Source organism: Ferrimonas kyonanensis DSM 18153 (assembly GCF_000425405.1).
Lineage (GTDB): Bacteria > Pseudomonadota > Gammaproteobacteria > Enterobacterales > Shewanellaceae > Ferrimonas > Ferrimonas kyonanensis.
The window spans coordinates 263,114-279,685 of sequence record NZ_AUDJ01000002.1; the positions used below are offsets into that span (position 1 = coordinate 263,114).

The following is a 16,572-nucleotide window of genomic DNA, read 5'->3' on the forward strand; positions in this document are numbered from 1 at the left end:
CTTTTCCTTTATCCCTGTTATCGTTGATATTATCGGATTTTTATTTTAAATCACAGCGAGTTAAGTATAGAGCCTAATTCCCGGGTAGTTTGGGTCTTCAGGGCTCGGTCGAGCAGTTGCTGACATTGGCTGACTTTGAGCCGTGCCAACACCGATTTAATCAGTGGTCGCTGGGTCGGCACCAGCGACAGGCCATCGATGCCCATGGCCAGCAACAGAGGCAACGCCTTGGGGTCAGAGGCCATCTCTCCACACAGGGTGATGTTCAGGCCGTGGGTTTTGGCACGGCTGCAGCAGTAGGCCAGAGCCCGTATCATGGCCGGTGACACCGGCCGGTACCATTTCGACAGCGTCGGGTCATTGCGGTCGGCCGCGTACAGGTATTGGGTCAAATCGTTGGTACCGATGCTGATGAAATCCAGCAGTGGCGCCATGGCATCGATGTTCATTACGGCCGCCGGAGTCTCGACCATCACTCCCAACTGCGGTTGTCGGCTATGGGGCCCCAGTGGCAGATCCGCTGCCGCCTGCTGGTACAGTTCGCTCAGTTGTTGCAGCTCTTCCACCTGGTTGACCATTGGCACCAGCATCTTGATCTCAAACTCCTGGCTCAATCGAGCGATGGCCTTGAGCTGAGGTAACAGCAGTTGCGGCTGTTCCAATCCCAGGCGAATTCCCCGGTGGCCCAGGGCCGGATTGGCTTCATCCGGCATCTCGTCCAGCATCTTGTCGGCGCCAAAGTCGAACAGGCGGATGGTCATAGAGTGGGGGGCTATCGCTTCGGCGATGGTGCGGTAGGTCTGGTACTGCTCCTGGGCGTTGGGCAGGCTGAGCCGATCCATAAACAGCAGTTCGGTTCTAAGCAGACCGATCTCCCGGCAACCGTAACGGGCCACCTGGGGCAGCTCGGCCAGGGTCGAGACGTTGGCACCGATGCTGAATTCGTTGCCGTCGGCATCGGTGGCGGCAGACAGGGCGTCGGCTTCAATGGCTTGTTGGCGCTCCTGCCATTGCTCGAAGCGGACCTCGAACGCTTCGGACTGGACTCGGGAGGGGTTGATGGTGACCGTGCCCTGTTCGCCATCAAGCAGAATCTCTTGGTGGTGAGGCAGACCCGCCAGCTGTTCCGGTGTCACCACCATCAACGGAATCTGCATGCCCCGAGCCAGGATGGCCAGGTGGTCCTGATAGGTCGCCTGGCTGACCACCAGCCCAGCAATGTCTGGATAACGCAGGAATTCCGCTGGCGACAGGTAATCCACTACCAGCACCTGTTTTTCATTGAGACTGGTGGGCAGCGGACAGCGGTGGCCGAGGGCATGCTGAATGAGGCGCTGTTTTAGCTGAGCCAGTTCGACGCCGCGCTTGCACAGGTTGGCGTCTTCAATCGCGCTGATTTCATCCACCATCGGCGACAGTACCCGCTCGATGGCACTGGCGGCATTGCAGTGGTGCAGCTCGACATGGTGGCACATATCCTGGGCCAGCTCGTCGTCCATCAACATCAGCCGGTCGGCTTCCATTAACTGACGTTCGTCGTCGGACAAGGCTTGGGACAACAGGGCATCCAGGGCCGCGACTTCGGCTTGCAGGGCCTGATGAATGTGGGCGATTTCGCCGGCGACTTCGTTTTCATCGACTCGAGAGTGATCCACCGGTGTAATGCGGCGGTGACATCGGTAGCTGCTGCCCCGGATCAGTCCGGTAGAGAGTACCTGTGCAACGATGGTCTGTGACACTCCGTGTCCTCCTGCGGCGATGCCGCACTGTGCAATGTCGGGTGGTGCGAACCGCTCGGCTGGGCGAGGGTCGGTATTCGGTTGCTGTTAAGGCGACGTCATTCCAAGGTGGCGATAAAGCGGCACAGGCTATCGACGGCCTGCTCTGCCTGATCACCGCTGGCGGTGACTTCGATTTCGGTACCGCTGACCAGGCTCAGGGTTTGCAGCCGATATAAGCTTTTGGCGCTGGCCTGCTTGCCGTTACAAAACACGATGATATCGCAGGGAAACTGTTTGGCCTGCTGGACCAACAGGGCCGCAGGACGGGTATGAATGCCTTGCTTGGCGGCAATGGTGACGGACTGACGATACATGCTTGGCCTTGGTGCTGGAACGACGGGCTCAGGATACTGTTACACAAGGTTTCGGTCAATATTATCGCCGCCATAGCGGCACTTTGGTGGCAGGGAATCGGGTCGGGGAGTGGCGCCGGAGTCAGCACGGCTGCCCGCGGGGGCAGCCGTGAGTCGAGGGTCAGACTCGGAACTGACCCAGTTGCACTGACAACTCGTCGGTGACGCTCTGCACCGCCTGGCTGGCGTTGGCATTGCTTTGGTTGGCTTTGACGCTGGCTTCGGCCAGATCGGCAATGTTGTTGATGTTCTGATTGATTTCGCTGGTGACCTGGGACTGCTGCCGAGTGGCGGCGGCAATTTGAGTGCTCATGTCGCCGATGGTGGCGATGCGGGCAAACACCTGATCCAGCGTCTCTCCAGCGTCGTCAGACTGCTTGGCCAGCAACTGGAACTGCTCCAGAGCCGAACTGGCGGAGTCGGTCACGTGGGCTACGCCTGACTGAATGTTGTCGATGATGGTGGCAATCTCATCGGTGGAGCTTTGAGTCCGTGACGCCAGGGCGCGGACCTCGTCGGCCACCACCGCAAAGCCGCGGCCGTGTTCGCCGGCCCGTGCGGCTTCGATGGCGGCGTTGAGCGCCAACAGGTTGGTCTGTTCGGCGATGCCACGAATGACGTCGAGAATGCCGCCGATCTGGGCCGAATCCTGGGCCAGGGTGTCGGCGGTGGAGCCGGTCTGAGTGATGCCTTCGGCCACTTCATTGAGGTAGGCACGGTTACTCTGCATGGCGTCGCGGCACAGCCCGACCTGCTCCTGGGTGGCGGCGGCGGTTTCGGAGGCCTGACCGGTATTGTTGGCCACCTCTTCGGTGGCCGCCAGCATCTCGGTGACCGCCGAGGCCACCGACTGGGCTTCCTGGTTCATCAGGCCGGCGGTTTGGTTGGACTCGGCCACGGTGGTGTCCAGTTGAGTGGCACTGCCGCCGAGATCCTGGACGTCTTTGTTGACCACTCGAATCAGGTCGGCAATCTTGGCGGTGAACTCGTTGAAACTTTCAGAGAAACGGGTGACCTCGTCGTTGCCCTCGGTGTCCAGGCGCTGAGTCAGGTCGCCGTCACCATGGGCAATGGCCTTCATGGTGGCGATGGCGTGCTGCAGTGGCTGGGTGATGGACAGGTTAAGCAGCAGGAAGATCCCCATGACCGGGCCAGCCAGCAGGGCCAGGAAGATGCCATAGTCCCACAGCACGTCGGTCATCTGCTGTGCCACCAGGTGCGAGTCGCTCAGGATCACCAGGGTGTTGGTGGCGGTAGGAATGCCATACAGCCAGTAGGTCATGCCGTCGATAACCAGAGTGCGGGCTCCGCCCTGTGCGGCCAGCTGGCGCAGCGGCGCCCGGGCGTCGGCGGCGGCCATCAGTCGGCTCAGATCGTCGTCACGTTGACGCTGGTTAAGCAGTTGTCCCTGCTCATCCAGTACCAGCAGGTTGGTGTTGTCGCCCAGTTTCAGGCTCTGCAGCAACTGTTCGGCCGTGGTATCGCCCTGGTCGAGAGAGGCGATGGCCTGGCCCAGGTGACGATTTTCGGTTTCGGCGGCGCTGAGCAGTTGTGAGTACTGGCCGCTCAGGCTGAAGTAGGTGTAGAGCAAGGTGGCACTGCCGGCCATGGCTAACAAGATAAGCAAGCGCAACGAGATCGACAGCCTGCGCAATAATTTCAACATGACATTTCCCTGATGTGTCTGTTTTTATTAAAAGTTGTTCTTTCCATATACTAGGTGACTGGCGCCATCAAAAAATGACGAGATGGTGAATTCATGCGGTGCCTCACACTCAGTGACAGGCACCATAACAAAAAAAGGCGACCCTGAGGCCGCCTTTCTTGAATTGCAATCAGTTATTGCTGGTTTTCCGCTTCGGTAAAGACACCCTGGAACAGGGCCGAAGACAGGTAGCGCTCGGCGGAAGAGGGCAGTACCACGACAATGGTCTTCTCTTTCAGCTCAGGTTGCTCTGCCAGCAGTTTGTTGACCGCCACGACCGCGGCACCGGAACTGATCCCCGCCAGAATCCCTTCCTCTTCCATCAGGCGGCGGGCCATCTCCATGGACTCGTCATTGCTGACGCTGATGACCTTGTCCACCATCTCCAGGTCCAGGTTGCCGGGAATGAATCCGGCACCGATCCCCTGAATCTTGTGTGGACCGGGCTTGAGATCTTCGCCGGCCTTGGCTTGAGCGATCACCGGTGAATCTTCTGGTTCCACTGCCACCGACAGCACGTCTTTGCCCTTGGCCAGCTTCAGGTAACGACTGGTGCCGGTGATGGTACCACCGGTGCCGACGCCGGCCACAAACACATCCACTTCGCCATCGGTGTCTTCCCAGATTTCCGGGCCGGTGGTCTGTTCGTGGATGGCCGGGTTGGCCGGGTTATCGAACTGTTGCAGCAGTACGTACTTGTCAGGGTCGCTGGCTTGAATCTCTTCGGCCTTGGCCACGGCGCCTTTCATACCCTTGGCGCCTTCGGTCAGTACCACGGTGGCACCCAGCGCTTTCAGCAGCTTACGACGTTCCAGACTCATGGTCTCTGGCATGGTCAGGGTCAGCCCGTAGCCACGGGAAGCGGCGACAAAGGCCAGGGCGATACCGGTATTGCCGGAGGTTGGCTCGATGATCTCTTTGCCTTTGGTCAGGGTGCCGCTCTTTTCGGCGTCCCAGATCATGTTGGCACCGATGCGGCACTTAACACTGAAGCTGGGGTTGCGGGCTTCAATCTTGGCCAGCACATTGCCTTCGGTAACCCGATTGAGTTTCACCAAAGGGGTATTGCCAATGGTCAGGGAGTTATCTTGATAAATTTTCGCCATCTGTCGCTGCTCCGTTGCTGATTCGGTTCGATAGGTATCAAAGCAATAATAGCAGCCAGCATAGCGTTTTCGGGCCACACTGGAAGTGTCGGTTCGTTATCCTATATTCCTGAATGGAATAACCGCTGTGCTTTTTATTTATATGAAGCGGAAATGGATGCAAACCAGCGGTTTGTGTTAACGTTCGGTTACATTCTTCTCCTTCGGCACAAGGACTGTTGTGGCTCGTTTACCGGATCCCCGTACCATCATTACTCCTACCGCTTTTGAAGTTGCCCCCAAACTGCTGAATCGCCCGCTGGCCAGCCCCTGGCGCCGGGGACTGGCATTGATGCTGGATCTGTTGATGGTGGTGATGCTGGCGGAGTTACCCCTGGAGTTGCTATGGGCCATCTTGCTGGCGGTGGTGTGGATTCGCTGGCGCGGCATTAAGGTCAAGGCCAAGATGCAGACCGGCATCTATTTAGCTATGGGATTGTGGTTGCTGTTTACCATGGTGTTTAACGCCGGTAGCGACAATCCGCCGAAAAGCCCGCCGCCAAGAATCGAAATTCAGACGGATAACGACGTGTTGGCGCGAATCTGTGATGCCGAGGATCAGGCGCTGTGTACCCTGAAGCTGGCCTCGGATCTGATGGCCAAGGTGGTCACCGGTGAGCTGAGCACGGAGCAGGAGATGACCGCGTACCTGATCATGACCTACGGCCTGCCAGACGATGCCGCCGCCGAAGTGGCGGCGGATCTGCTCGATGGCTATCAGGGCTCGTTGGACGAAGTGGGCGTGACGGTCAGTTCGCCAGAGTCGAAAGTGCAGTCCGTTGAAGACCCCGAGAATGCCCAGACTCCGGTATCGCGGCCCCAGATCACGCCGCTGGATGAGTCAACGCCCCTCGAGCCGGCACAAGAGACGGGCTGGCTGGCGGGGTTGAAGACCATTGAAGACCTGATTAATGGCTTTGTGGCCGAGTTAGGTTGGGCCTCGGTCTATTTCACTGTGCTAACGGCCTGGTTCCATGGCCAGACCCTGGGCAAGAAAGTGTTTGGCATTCGAGTGATTCAATTGGATAACACCCCCATCTCCCTGTGGGAGGCGTTTGGCCGTTATGGTGGCTATGGTGCCGGCATTGCCACCGGGATGATGGGGTTTATGCAGATGTTCTGGGATCCCAATCGACAGGCGATTCAGGATAAAATTTCCTCCACCGTGGTGGTGGATTTACGGGCCAAGGCCCGACGGCGTGCCCGAGCGGTGCGCAAGCAGATGGCGACCAATCATAAGGAATAATGATGATAAAAGTCCTGGTTGTAGAAGACAGTGTCACCGTTTGTAAGGTGCTGTTTCACTTGTTTCAGCAGGAAGTTGGCATTGAGGTGGAGTTTGCCAAGGACTTTAAGACCGCCAAGGCGCTGATGGAGAAAACCGATTACTTTGCGGCCTTGTGCGATCGTTGCCTGCCGGATGCGCCCAACGGTGAGGTGATTGAGTGGACCCTGGCTAAAGGGATTCCCGCCATTGTGCTGACTGCCCGTATGGATGAGGATGAACGCACTCGGCTGCAGGGACTGGGGGTGGTGGATTATGTGCTGAAGGAGAACCGTTTTTCCTACCAATACGCGGTGGGGTTGGTGAAGCGACTGGCGCGCAATGGCGACTATCGGGTGCTGGTGGTGGATGACTCTCAGGTGGCGCGCAAACAGGTGAAGGATCTGTTGGAGCGGCATCAGTTTCAGGTGGCCGAGGCCGACAGCGCCGAAGCGGCGCTGATTCAACTGGCCACCGGTGAATTCAAATTGATGATCACCGACTATGAGATGCCCGCCATCAACGGCGTTGAGCTTATTTGCAAGGTGCGGGAGCAGGTTGACCGGGATGAACTGATCATCGTCGGCTTGTCGGGCCGGGAAGAGGTGTCGGCCCGGTTTATTAAGTACGGTGCCAACGACTTTTTGCGTAAGCCGTTTTTTGCCGAAGAGTTTTACTGTCGCATCAATAACCTGATTCAAGCTCAGGAGCTGAACCAGAAGCTGTGGCAGCGGGCGCATCTGGATTATCTGACCGGGGTCGCCAATCGCCGCTACCTGATGAATCAATTACACGATCTCTGGGGCCAGGCGGTGGCCGCGGAGCAGCCCCTGTGTCTGGCGATGCTGGATGTGGATATGTTCAAACAGGTCAACGATCGGCATGGCCACCAGGTCGGGGACCGGGTGTTGCAATTCCTGGCCCGGGAACTGAGCCAGAGCCTGGAGCGGTTCGTGGTCGGTCGGGTCGGTGGCGAGGAGTTTGCTGTGGTGATGCCCGGGCTCAACGGTGAGCAGGCATGGCGGTTGATTGAAGCGGTGCGGCGCAAGGTGACCGGTCAGCCGTTGCAACTGGAGGCGTTGTCGCTGGCGGTCAGCTTTTCGGCAGGGATCTGTCAGGGGCAGCAAGGCGATAGCATCGACACCATGCTGCGACGGGCCGACGAGGTGATGTATCAGGCCAAAGAGGCCGGTAGGAACCTGGTGTTGTTGGAAGAGGAATCCGGGTGAACCCGCCCTTGAAGCCGAACCGGGCTTCGGGGTATAACCTCGTGTTTTAGAGGGGGCCGAATGGAGCAAGGGTTTGTCGTCGCGTTGACGCAGTTGGAAGTGCCCATTGCAGAAGCCGAGGCGCTGTTTTTGCAATCGAGTCAGCGCCGCTGCGCACCAGGAGAGGTTCTGGTGACTCAGCGCAGTCATCAAGGAGAACTGTTTTTTGTCGAGCAGGGACTGTGCCACGCCAGTTATCTGACCTCACAGGGCAAGCAGTTCAGTAAGGAGTTTTATTGGGAGCGGGACTGGATCATCGGTTTTGAAGCCTGGCTGGCCGGCACGCCGTCGCCGTTTCAACTTCAGGCACTGAGCGAGGTGCAACTTCGCTGCCTGCCAATGTCGGTGCTGCAGCAGTGGCGCACCGAACGTCATCCGGCCCACGTCACCCTGCTGGAGCAACAGTTGATCTACAAAGAGCGCAAGGAGCGGCTGATGTTACTGCATTCGCCTTCCCAGCGCTACGCCTTGTTTTGTCAGGACTATCCTCATCTTCTGCAACGATTAAATGACTACCAGATCGCCGCCTACCTGGGCATTACTCATGTCAGCCTCAGTCGAATCAAAGCCCGAATGCGCCAAAATTAACAAAGGATAACGACTGAGATTCAATGAGCAGATACAGTGGCGGAAATTCCTGATAACGAGAACACGACCTCTATGTTGACCTGGCAATTATGTAACTTTGATGCTCTTTCCGCCCGCCATTGGCACGATATCGTTCGCCTGCGAATGGAGGTGTTTGTGGTCGAGCAAAATTGCGTCTACCAGGATGTGGATGGCCATGACGTGATGCACGGTGTTCGCCATTTGATGGGGACCGAAAACGGACAACTGGTGGCCTACGCCAGATTGCTACCGCCGGGGCTGACTTATGACAATGTCAGCATTGGTCGTATTGTTACCAAGAGCAGCATTCGTGGCCGCGGCTTGGGGCACCAACTGGTGGGCCAGGCTCTGAGCCTTTGTGAAGACCTCTGGCCTGGGGTCAACGTCGAGATTGGCGCCCAGGAGCACCTTCAGGACTTTTACGCCAGTCATGGCTTTGTGGCGTTCTCCGAACCCTATCTGGAGGATGGCATTCCTCACGTTGACATGCGACTGGATAAAGCCTGAGTGTCCGGCGCTGCAGTGATACCTTTGGCTCTGGGCCTGCTGGTTCTGGGCAACCTGCTGGCGTCGGTGTCCGATGTGGCAGTCAAGCTTCTTGAAGGCGGCATCTCGCCGTTTCAGTACATCTTTATTCGCCAGGGGATGGCCACCTTGCTGGTGCTGCCGTGGTTACTGAGGTTGCCCAAAGCCGGTCGCCGCCTCCATGCCCCCGGCGTCACCCTGATTCGGGCGCACTTGGTATTGGTGGGCAGCGGTTGCATGATGGTGGCGGTCACCTACCTGCCTCTGGCCACCGCCAATGCACTGTTTTATGCCGCGCCGCTACTGATGTTGCCGCTGTCACTGTGGTTGCTCAAGGAGCGACCGCCCTGGACGCGGGTGCTGGCCACCGGTGTGGGGTTTATCGGTGTTCTGGTGGTGCTGCGGCCACAGCATTTCCACTGGGCGGCGTTGTTCGCGCTGGGCACTGCCACCACCCTGGCACTGTTCCACGTATTGGTTCGGCGCTTGCCTCAGCGACAGCCGGTGGCCAATACCGTGTTCTGGACCAATCTGCTGTGTCTGCCGCTGGCGGCACCCTTAGCGCTGTTTCATTGGCAGCCGCTCAGCATGACCGAGTTGGGCTGGGTGGCCGTCAGTGCAGTGTGCATCAGTGGTTACAATGGGCTGGCGGTATTGGCTTACCAGAAAGCACCGTCGGCGCAGATCGCCCTGGCGGAGTACAGTGGGCTGCTGTTCGTTACCCTGTTTGGGGTCTGGTGGTTTGCCGAGGTGCCGGATCGACTGACAGTGTTCGGCATTGCCCTGATCTTACTGCCAATGCTGCCGTTACCTCGGCTCTCCGGCTTGCATCGACTGGTGCCGGTACGGAAGTAATTCCGAGGCTTGAACGGTGGTCACGAGAGTGACAGAAAAGCCGTTACTTCCATTGTATTCACTTCGTGACTCGGCATGGAATTTACCGTGCCGCCCTCCTTGCTAATCGAGTCGAATGAGCGCTAAACTCGGCTTCGGCTTCATTATAAGCTAATGAAATATATCACTAAAACATTCGAAATTGGCCATATGCAAAAACAGGCATAAGGACGAGTTCAGAATTGCATCATACCCTCACAAGTGACTGTGGTGTTTTTAATTAAGGGATTCATTTTGAAACTAGGTAAGTTGTTGTCTAAATCTGTCGGCCTGAGTCTGGCGGCGATGGTGTTGTTATTATCGGGCTGTGCCACCAGCTATAAGGTGGACCCGGAACTGGTTAGTCAATTTAAGCCAGAAGCCACGCCCACCGAAGAGCAGACGTTTGTGTATGTGATTCGTGGGTCTAACTTTGCCGGTGCGGCCAGGGGCCTATGGGTCGCGGCCAACGAGAATGTGGTGGCGGATCTGTCTAATGGCTCCCACGCATTGCTGAAGTTAGATTCTGGTATCAATTCGGTGCATCTGGTACAGGGACTGGCGGGCATCGGCTTTGCCAAGGTCGATAATCGCCCCGGTGAAACCGTCTATCTGGCCATTGACTACGTCAAGGGCGAAACCAAAGAGGTAGAGCATGACCTGGGAGCCACCATGGTGATGAAGACCTCCAAAGCCAAAGACATTGGTGCACCTCGGAAAAATGACGCCTACGATAACCTCTTGGTGAACCCGTCGTTGCTGGGCTTCCCGGTAATGAAAGAATCGAATCAACCCATGAAGGCGGATGATGACAGTGCGGTGATTAACTTCTATCGCATGGAAACACTGATCGGCCAAGTTCCATTCGACATCTGGTCGGAACAAGGTTATGTCGGCAGCACCACCTCCGGCACCTATTTCCAGGTTCGGGTTAAGCCGGGCAAACACACTTTCGTGGCATTGTCTGAGCGTTACTCAGTGCTTGAAGCCGACGTCGAAGCCGGAAAAGAGTACGTGGTCGAGTTTGATGTGGACATGGGCTGGAACCAGGCCCACGTGCAGTTGCTGCCTATGGATGCCGCTGAATCAGCGAAAACCATCAGCAAGTGGCAGGCCAAAGCCAAGTTGATGGCGGTGGATCCTCAAGTTCTGGAACAGGATGCGTTTAAGCAGCGTCTGCAGATGGGCAAAGCCTACCTGAAACAACAGTACCAGAAGATTGAGAAAGGAGAGCTGGCCAGTCGCGAACTGGTGAGCAGCAACGGCGTGTTGTAACAACCTGCTCATCGAGACGGTCGAGGCGCCCTGTGGGCGCCTTTTGTGTATCTTGAATCAGCGTCGCCGTGCTGAGTCGCGGAGGACCGTGCTCTGAGCGCATCTGGGTGGGGGGCATTGTCTGCCTCTGTGGCCGGGGTTACACTGCCAAGCCACTGAATTATTGATTGAGAGACTATCGATGTCTGAGTTGTCCATGCCCAGAGTGGCCGTTCTGGCCGTCACCTACCATCAGGAGCGGCTGATACTGGTGAAGCGCGCCAATGAGCCGCAAGCACTGGGGTGGGGGTTTCCCGGTGGCTCGGTGGACGCAGGGGAGCCGTTGATGGATGCCGCCGTGCGTGAGTTGCTGGAGGAAACCGGTGCCCGCGCCGAGCCGCAGGCGCTGCTGACGGTGGTGGAGGTCAACGAATTTGATGGCAGCGGTCGCCACCATCACTTTATCCTGGTGCCGGTACTGTGCCGTTATCTTGGTGGTGAACTGCAGGCCGACGACGATGCCTTGGCGTGTGACTGGCTTAGCTTCGATGAGATTCATCACCAGCGCTCGGCCTTGATCGAAGGGGTGGCCGATACCGCCGCAGAGGCTCGCCGTTACCTGGCACAGCAGACCAAGGGCTAAACCAACGAGTTGAAACCTGAGTCCGCTGAGGTCAGGATAGGGGGCGTCATGACCAAGGAGTCTCCCCTATGAAAGCCCTGTTTTTTGCCGCCGCGTTGCTGAGTGTCAGTGCCCAGGCGGCCATTTCGCCACAGCCTCTGGCGGACATCAAAGACGTACAGTTCAACAGCGAACGGGTCATTACTGCCGGTTTGCCCACCGAAGCCCAATTTCCCCAATTGAAGGCTGCCGGGGTTGATCTGGTGATCAACCTGATCCCCGTTGACAATCGCAGCGGCCATGCGGATGAGGCGTCACTGGCCGCTTCCGCCGGTCTGGATTACATCAACATCGAAGTGGATTGGAAACAGCCAACCCAGGCCAACCTGCAGCGCTTTTTTGAAGTGATGGACGCCAATACAGACCGGGACGTGTTGGTGCACTGCGCCGCCAACTGGCGGGCCTCGGCGTTTTACTACCTGTACCTGCTTCACAGCGGCAGCGCCGACAGCAATGAGTTGCAGCACCAGGTAATGATGCCCTGGGGAGACCTCAAAGCCAGCCTCGGAAAATACCCGCAATGGCAACGGTTGATCACCGAGGCCAGAGCCGGCCTCTGACCCCGAATGAAGCCGGCACGGCCATGCACTGGCCGCGCCGTGTTGTTGCCGTTTGTTTAACGACACCGAACTCAGCTCGGTCCGTACCGACAACTTGATTAGACCTCTAATAATTCCTCTTGGCCGCCTTGTTTGGGCACTTCGTTTTAGCCCAAATAAATTTCAACGCTAATCTTCAGAGTTTTCGGGGCTTTTACCCTGCTTGAAGCCCAGTTTTGTATGGACTGTGATCCCGTTAATGGGTGGGTTCGTTTGAGTTCAAGCCATTGAAACTGTTAACATGCGCCCAACTCCGGATTCAAACACGGAGAATGACAGCTTGATGTGTAAGCTTTTTGAGAGGGAAGATGTCTAAGACAGTGGATAAATACAGTATTGAAAATACCGACTACACCGTCGGTCAGGATAACGTTCAGAAGTGGGGCTTTGATGTTCACAACCCGGTCTTTGGGATCAGCGCCAGCTTGGTGTTGCTGTTTCTGGCGGCCATTCTAATCAGTGATGCGGCCACCGCCAAAGCGGCGCTGGATGGCATTAAGTGGAAAATCATAAACAACTTCGATGCCCTGTTTATGTGGTCGGCGAATTTGTTCCTGATTTTCTGCTTATGGCTGATGGTGAGCCCATACGGCCGCATCCGCCTCGGCGGTGCCGATGCCCGTCCTGAGCACTCCAACTTGTCGTGGATGGCGATGCTGTTCGCCGCCGGCATGGGCATCGGCCTGATGTTCTGGGGCGTTGCCGAACCCGTTGCCTACTTCACCGGCTGGTATGAGACGCCATTGGGCGTCGAAGCCAACTCTCCGGAAGCGGTCAAGGTCGCCATGGGCGCCACCATTTTCCATTGGGGCCTGCATCCTTGGGCCATGTACGCAGTGGTGGCACTGTCTCTGGCGTTCTTTGCCTTCAACAAGGGACTGCCGCTGTCGATCCGCTCCATCTTCTACCCCATTCTGGGGGACAAGACCTGGGGCTGGTTTGGCCATGTCATCGACATTATGGCGGTTCTGGCGACCCTGTTTGGTCTGGCGACTTCGCTGGGCCTGGGTGCCCAGCAGGCCACCAGCGGCATCAACCATGTGTTCGGCACCGAAGGCGGCATCGGCATGCAGGTCGGTGTTATCGCCTTTGTTACCGGCCTGGCGGTCGTCTCTGTGGTTCGAGGCATTGAGGGCGGCGTCAAGGTACTGAGTAACGTCAATATGCTGGTTGCCCTGGCACTGCTGGTATTCGTCACCCTGGTGGGCGCCGCCGTCGCCTTCGGAAACCTGGGGCAAACCCTGCTGGGCTACGCCGAGAACCTGATCCCTCTGAGCAATCCCCATGGTCGAGAAGATGAAGCCTGGATGCACGGCTGGACCGTCTTCTACTGGGCCTGGTGGATCTCCTGGTCACCTTTCGTGGGTATGTTCATTGCCCGGGTTTCCAAGGGTCGTACCGTTCGTGAGTTCCTGATTGCGGTAATGTTCATCCCCACGTCGGTGTGCATCATCTGGATGTCGGTATTTGGTGGCATCGCCATCGACCAGATCATCAACAAGGTGGGCGAACTGGGTACCAATGGCCTGTCGGACATCACCCTGGCCCTGTTCTACACCTACGATGCCCTGCCTTGGAGCACCTTCTTATCGGTGATCTCTATCGTGCTGATCATGGTGTTCTTTATCACCTCGTCCGATTCCGGCTCTCTGGTGATCGACAGCATCACCGCCGGCGGAAAGGTGGATGCGCCGGTACCTCAACGCATCTTCTGGGCCAGCATCGAGGGCGCCATTGCCGCCGTATTGTTGTGGGTCGGTGGAACCGAAGCGATTCAGGCGCTGCAGGCGGGCACCATCTCCACCGCCCTGCCGTTCACCTTCATCCTGTTGATGATGTGCGTCAGTCTGGTGAAAGGGATGAAGACCGAGCCCCTGGGCCGGTAAAGGACCGCGTATGGGCTGCGGCCCAGCGCCGTAGCCTGTGTTCCTGATGGATGCCCGTCGGCCCTGCTGGCGGGCATTGTTGTTTCCAGGCCGGGAAGATGGTCCGGTGACCTTCGCAAACGGCCAGGGCGTGCTTCGGTTAACCAGGGCATCCCCTGGCGCCAGGGGATGTCTCTCTCCGGTAAGATTCGTTTGAACTTCTTGAAGCCATTGATTTAGCGCCAGCCGAGAGCGGTCGCCCTCTTAACAAGCGATAAAAGTTAACGAACACAAAGTGCTACAATAAACTGATAGCTGATGGATGTTGTTCATAAACCTTGAGGTACCGTGTCAAAAATAGTGGTTAAGCAGGAGGAGTCGCAGTCTTTTAAAGTCCTCCACCAGATGAAGAACGGCGATCATCGTCGAATCGATCTCTATTTCATGTTGCCCAAAGACATGGGCGTCAACCCGCAAAATATGGATGCCGGGGCCTACTGCCACAGTGCGGTTATCGGGCGACGCTCCTACTATTCGACCGGATTGCACCTGCCGCTGGTGCAGGGGCGTTTCGTCAGCCTGAATAAACGCACGGTGGAGGAGTTTCGCCTCTATCTGAACCTGTTTGCCTACCAGTTCTCCATCGCCATCGAAACCGACAGCAAAGAGTTGGCGCAGATCAAAGACGTCGATCAGTTTTATCAGTCCCTGAACGAGTTGTGTGACATCGTTGCCCAGCTGCTTAAGAAGTTTCGTCGCAACGAGCCAAGCGAACCGAAGTGGAAGCATTACTTCGAAAATGCCGATAACTATTTGTCCTGGTTCTGTGAGCAGCGATTCCTTAAGTTGGTGTCCCATGCGCCGCGAAGCAGCGAATACAACAGCGTTGTTGAGCAGGCCATCGGCCTTTGTCGGGCCGAGAGCGCCTACCGTGATGGCAGAAAATACAACTCGGAACAAACCAAGAGCGATCCCAACCGGGTTTCCAACAAAATGCTGTTGCTGCGTCGATTGATCCAGCAGGGGGTGGTACTCAAAGAGGAGCTGAAAACCCTGGGTGTGGGGTTAAAAAAACTGACGTCGGGCATTGCCACCGGGGTAATCATGGTGATTGTGTCGACCCTGATCATCAAGGCGCAGGGGGCACTGAGCGGCCTGACTCTGGCTCTGGTGCTGACCCTGGCGGTGATCTACGCGTTTCGTGAAATTTTTAAAGATGACCTGAGAAACGCGCTGTGGCGACGGATTCAAAAGGGGCGCCCCAGGTGGAGTCGCACCCTGAGGGACACCACCAGTCAGAGTGCCATTGGGCGACAGTTAATCTGGGCCGATTTCATCAACAAAAAAGACCTGCCGGAAGAGGTACGAAGCATCCTGAGTCGGCGTCACAGCCAAAACAAGGTCGATGCGGAAATATTGCATTACGGCATCAGCTCCAGAATTGCGCAAAAGGAGTTTTTGTCCGGTTACTCGACTATCCAGGAGCAGATCAACTTCAGTCTGGCGCCGTTTGCCCGCTATCTTGAGCGGGGTAAAGCCAAGATCTATCGGGAGTCCGACGGCAAAGTCAGCAGCGAATCGGTGGAGCGCCGTTACCAGATCAATCTGGTGTTGATGCTGAAGGAGAATCGTCAGCCGCCCACCTTTGCCCGTTATAAGATCACCATGAACCGGTCTCAGATTATCGACATTTCCGAGAGTAAGCTGCCGGATGATATCGCTCCGATTCTGGCTGAACCTAAACCGGAGTCTGAGCCAGACTCACAACCAATATCTGAGCAGACGGCCAACGACACCCTGACCAAGTTGCCATCATGATTAGTCGCTTTAAAGCATCATGACGTTTCGGTGTCAGGGGGGCAAGAGTGCAATATTGTTTTGCTGGCTTAATAGCAGGCTCAGTAAATACAAAATCGTGTTGGCTTGAGTCGTCGACGGCCATTGTTGGGACCGATGAATTAAGATAACGCCGTGTAAATTATAGGAAATTGGACTTGTTTGATAATGAGGATACTATTGTAAGTATTGAAATCGACCGTGGCATGAGTGTCAGCTTATGATAAATCAAACACGCAATTCATCTAAACGTCGCTCAGGCTTTACTTTGATTGAGCTGATCGTCGTTATCATCGTGCTGGCTGTGTTGGCCGTTATTGTTGCACCGAAATTCATTGGCCTTCAGGGTGACGCAAACCGAGCGGCTATTGATGGTGCCGTGGGTTCCATTAAATCTGCGGTACAACTGTTTAAAGCAAAGACGCTGACGTCCGGCAATGAAATGGCCACTCAAGTGGAATTTGAGGGCATTAAAGGCAGTCATTACCAGCCCTGGGCGGCGGGGGCAACCGGCAGCAGTTTTACTGCTGGATACAGCTCAGACCCGGAGATCTTTGAAGCTGCGGGCATCGATGTCGCAGAGTGGTCCCATCGCATCTATGTGGAAGCCGGCAGTTACGCCGTGGCCGCAGCACCAAAATCTGTGCTGGATAAAGCAGAGCCGACGATCAACGAAGTCAGAGCCACCAATTGCTACTTCAGTTATCACTGGAAAGTTTCCGGTGAGCCGGTTATCAGCACAGTCAAAACCGGTTGCGAGTGATGGCTCAACAGTCAGTCTGGTTGTTCAAAGCGACCATTGAATTATTCTTA

General features: G+C 56.5%; 15 protein-coding genes. 11 read left to right on the top strand and 4 right to left on the bottom strand.

Going from position 1 to position 16,572, the window contains the following annotated elements:
- Nucleotides 1–50: 50 nt before the first annotated feature.
- The 4 genes from ptsP to cysK all read right to left on the bottom strand — a co-directional run bounded on the left by ptsP (nucleotide 51) and on the right by cysK (nucleotide 4,945).
- Nucleotides 51–1,739 carry a phosphoenolpyruvate--protein phosphotransferase gene (ptsP, locus tag H598_RS0103765; protein ID WP_028111809.1) on the bottom strand — a complete coding sequence of 563 codons (1,689 nt, stop codon included), beginning with the start codon at nucleotides 1,737–1,739 and terminating at the stop codon, nucleotides 51–53.
- A 98-nt stretch (nucleotides 1,740–1,837) separates the two neighbouring features.
- Nucleotides 1,838–2,095, bottom strand: coding sequence for an HPr family phosphocarrier protein (locus H598_RS0103770; protein ID WP_028111810.1), 258 nt, complete (start codon nucleotides 2,093–2,095; stop codon nucleotides 1,838–1,840).
- A gap of 160 nt (nucleotides 2,096–2,255) precedes the next feature.
- Entirely contained in the window at nucleotides 2,256–3,800 is a 1,545-nt protein-coding gene (locus H598_RS0103775) for a methyl-accepting chemotaxis protein (protein ID WP_028111811.1), read from the bottom strand.
- A gap of 173 nt (nucleotides 3,801–3,973) precedes the next feature.
- Nucleotides 3,974–4,945, bottom strand: coding sequence for a cysteine synthase A (cysK, locus tag H598_RS0103780; protein WP_028111812.1), 972 nt, complete (start codon nucleotides 4,943–4,945; stop codon nucleotides 3,974–3,976).
- 220 nt (nucleotides 4,946–5,165) lie between these two features.
- Between cysK and H598_RS0103785 the strand changes: the two genes are divergently transcribed.
- The 11 genes from H598_RS0103785 to H598_RS0103835 all read left to right on the top strand — a co-directional run bounded on the left by H598_RS0103785 (nucleotide 5,166) and on the right by H598_RS0103835 (nucleotide 16,522).
- Nucleotides 5,166–6,230 carry an RDD family protein gene (locus tag H598_RS0103785; RefSeq protein ID WP_028111813.1) on the top strand — a complete coding sequence of 355 codons (1,065 nt, stop codon included), beginning with the start codon at nucleotides 5,166–5,168 and terminating at the stop codon, nucleotides 6,228–6,230.
- Entirely contained in the window at nucleotides 6,230–7,477 is a 1,248-nt protein-coding gene (locus H598_RS0103790; protein ID WP_028111814.1) for a diguanylate cyclase, read from the top strand. Before H598_RS0103785 ends, H598_RS0103790 begins: the two co-directional genes overlap by 1 nt.
- A 60-nt stretch (nucleotides 7,478–7,537) precedes the next feature.
- On the top strand, nucleotides 7,538–8,104 hold the full coding sequence (locus H598_RS0103795; RefSeq protein WP_028111815.1) for a Crp/Fnr family transcriptional regulator: 567 nt from the start codon (nucleotides 7,538–7,540) through the stop codon (nucleotides 8,102–8,104).
- A 72-nt stretch (nucleotides 8,105–8,176) separates the two neighbouring features.
- On the top strand, nucleotides 8,177–8,632 hold the full coding sequence (locus H598_RS0103800; protein WP_028111816.1) for a GNAT family N-acetyltransferase: 456 nt from the start codon (nucleotides 8,177–8,179) through the stop codon (nucleotides 8,630–8,632).
- Nucleotides 8,633–9,505 carry a DMT family transporter gene (locus H598_RS0103805; RefSeq protein ID WP_156896922.1) on the top strand — a complete coding sequence of 291 codons (873 nt, stop codon included), beginning with the start codon at nucleotides 8,633–8,635 and terminating at the stop codon, nucleotides 9,503–9,505.
- Nucleotides 9,506–9,778: 273 nt separating this feature from the next.
- The gene (locus H598_RS0103810) at nucleotides 9,779–10,798 is read left to right on the top strand and encodes a DUF2846 domain-containing protein (protein WP_245595549.1); all 1,020 of its coding nucleotides are present in this window, start codon (nucleotides 9,779–9,781) and stop codon (nucleotides 10,796–10,798) included.
- Between the two features lie 181 nt (nucleotides 10,799–10,979).
- Entirely contained in the window at nucleotides 10,980–11,420 is a 441-nt protein-coding gene (locus H598_RS0103815; protein ID WP_028111819.1) for an NUDIX hydrolase, read from the top strand.
- 68 nt (nucleotides 11,421–11,488) lie between these two features.
- Nucleotides 11,489–12,019, top strand: a complete 531-nt coding sequence (locus H598_RS0103820) for a protein tyrosine phosphatase family protein (protein ID WP_028111820.1) — start codon at nucleotides 11,489–11,491, stop codon at nucleotides 12,017–12,019.
- A gap of 347 nt (nucleotides 12,020–12,366) precedes the next feature.
- A complete protein-coding gene (locus tag H598_RS0103825) occupies nucleotides 12,367–13,944 on the top strand; it encodes a BCCT family transporter (RefSeq protein ID WP_028111821.1) in 1,578 nt (525 codons plus the stop codon).
- Nucleotides 13,945–14,271: 327 nt separating this feature from the next.
- Nucleotides 14,272–15,741 (top strand): hypothetical protein, encoded by a 1,470-nt coding sequence (locus H598_RS23265; RefSeq protein WP_051252365.1) that lies wholly within the window; start codon nucleotides 14,272–14,274, stop codon nucleotides 15,739–15,741.
- Between the two features lie 238 nt (nucleotides 15,742–15,979).
- Nucleotides 15,980–16,522, top strand: a complete 543-nt coding sequence (locus H598_RS0103835; protein WP_028111822.1) for a type II secretion system protein — start codon at nucleotides 15,980–15,982, stop codon at nucleotides 16,520–16,522.
- The last annotated feature ends 50 nt before the right edge of the window (nucleotides 16,523–16,572 follow it).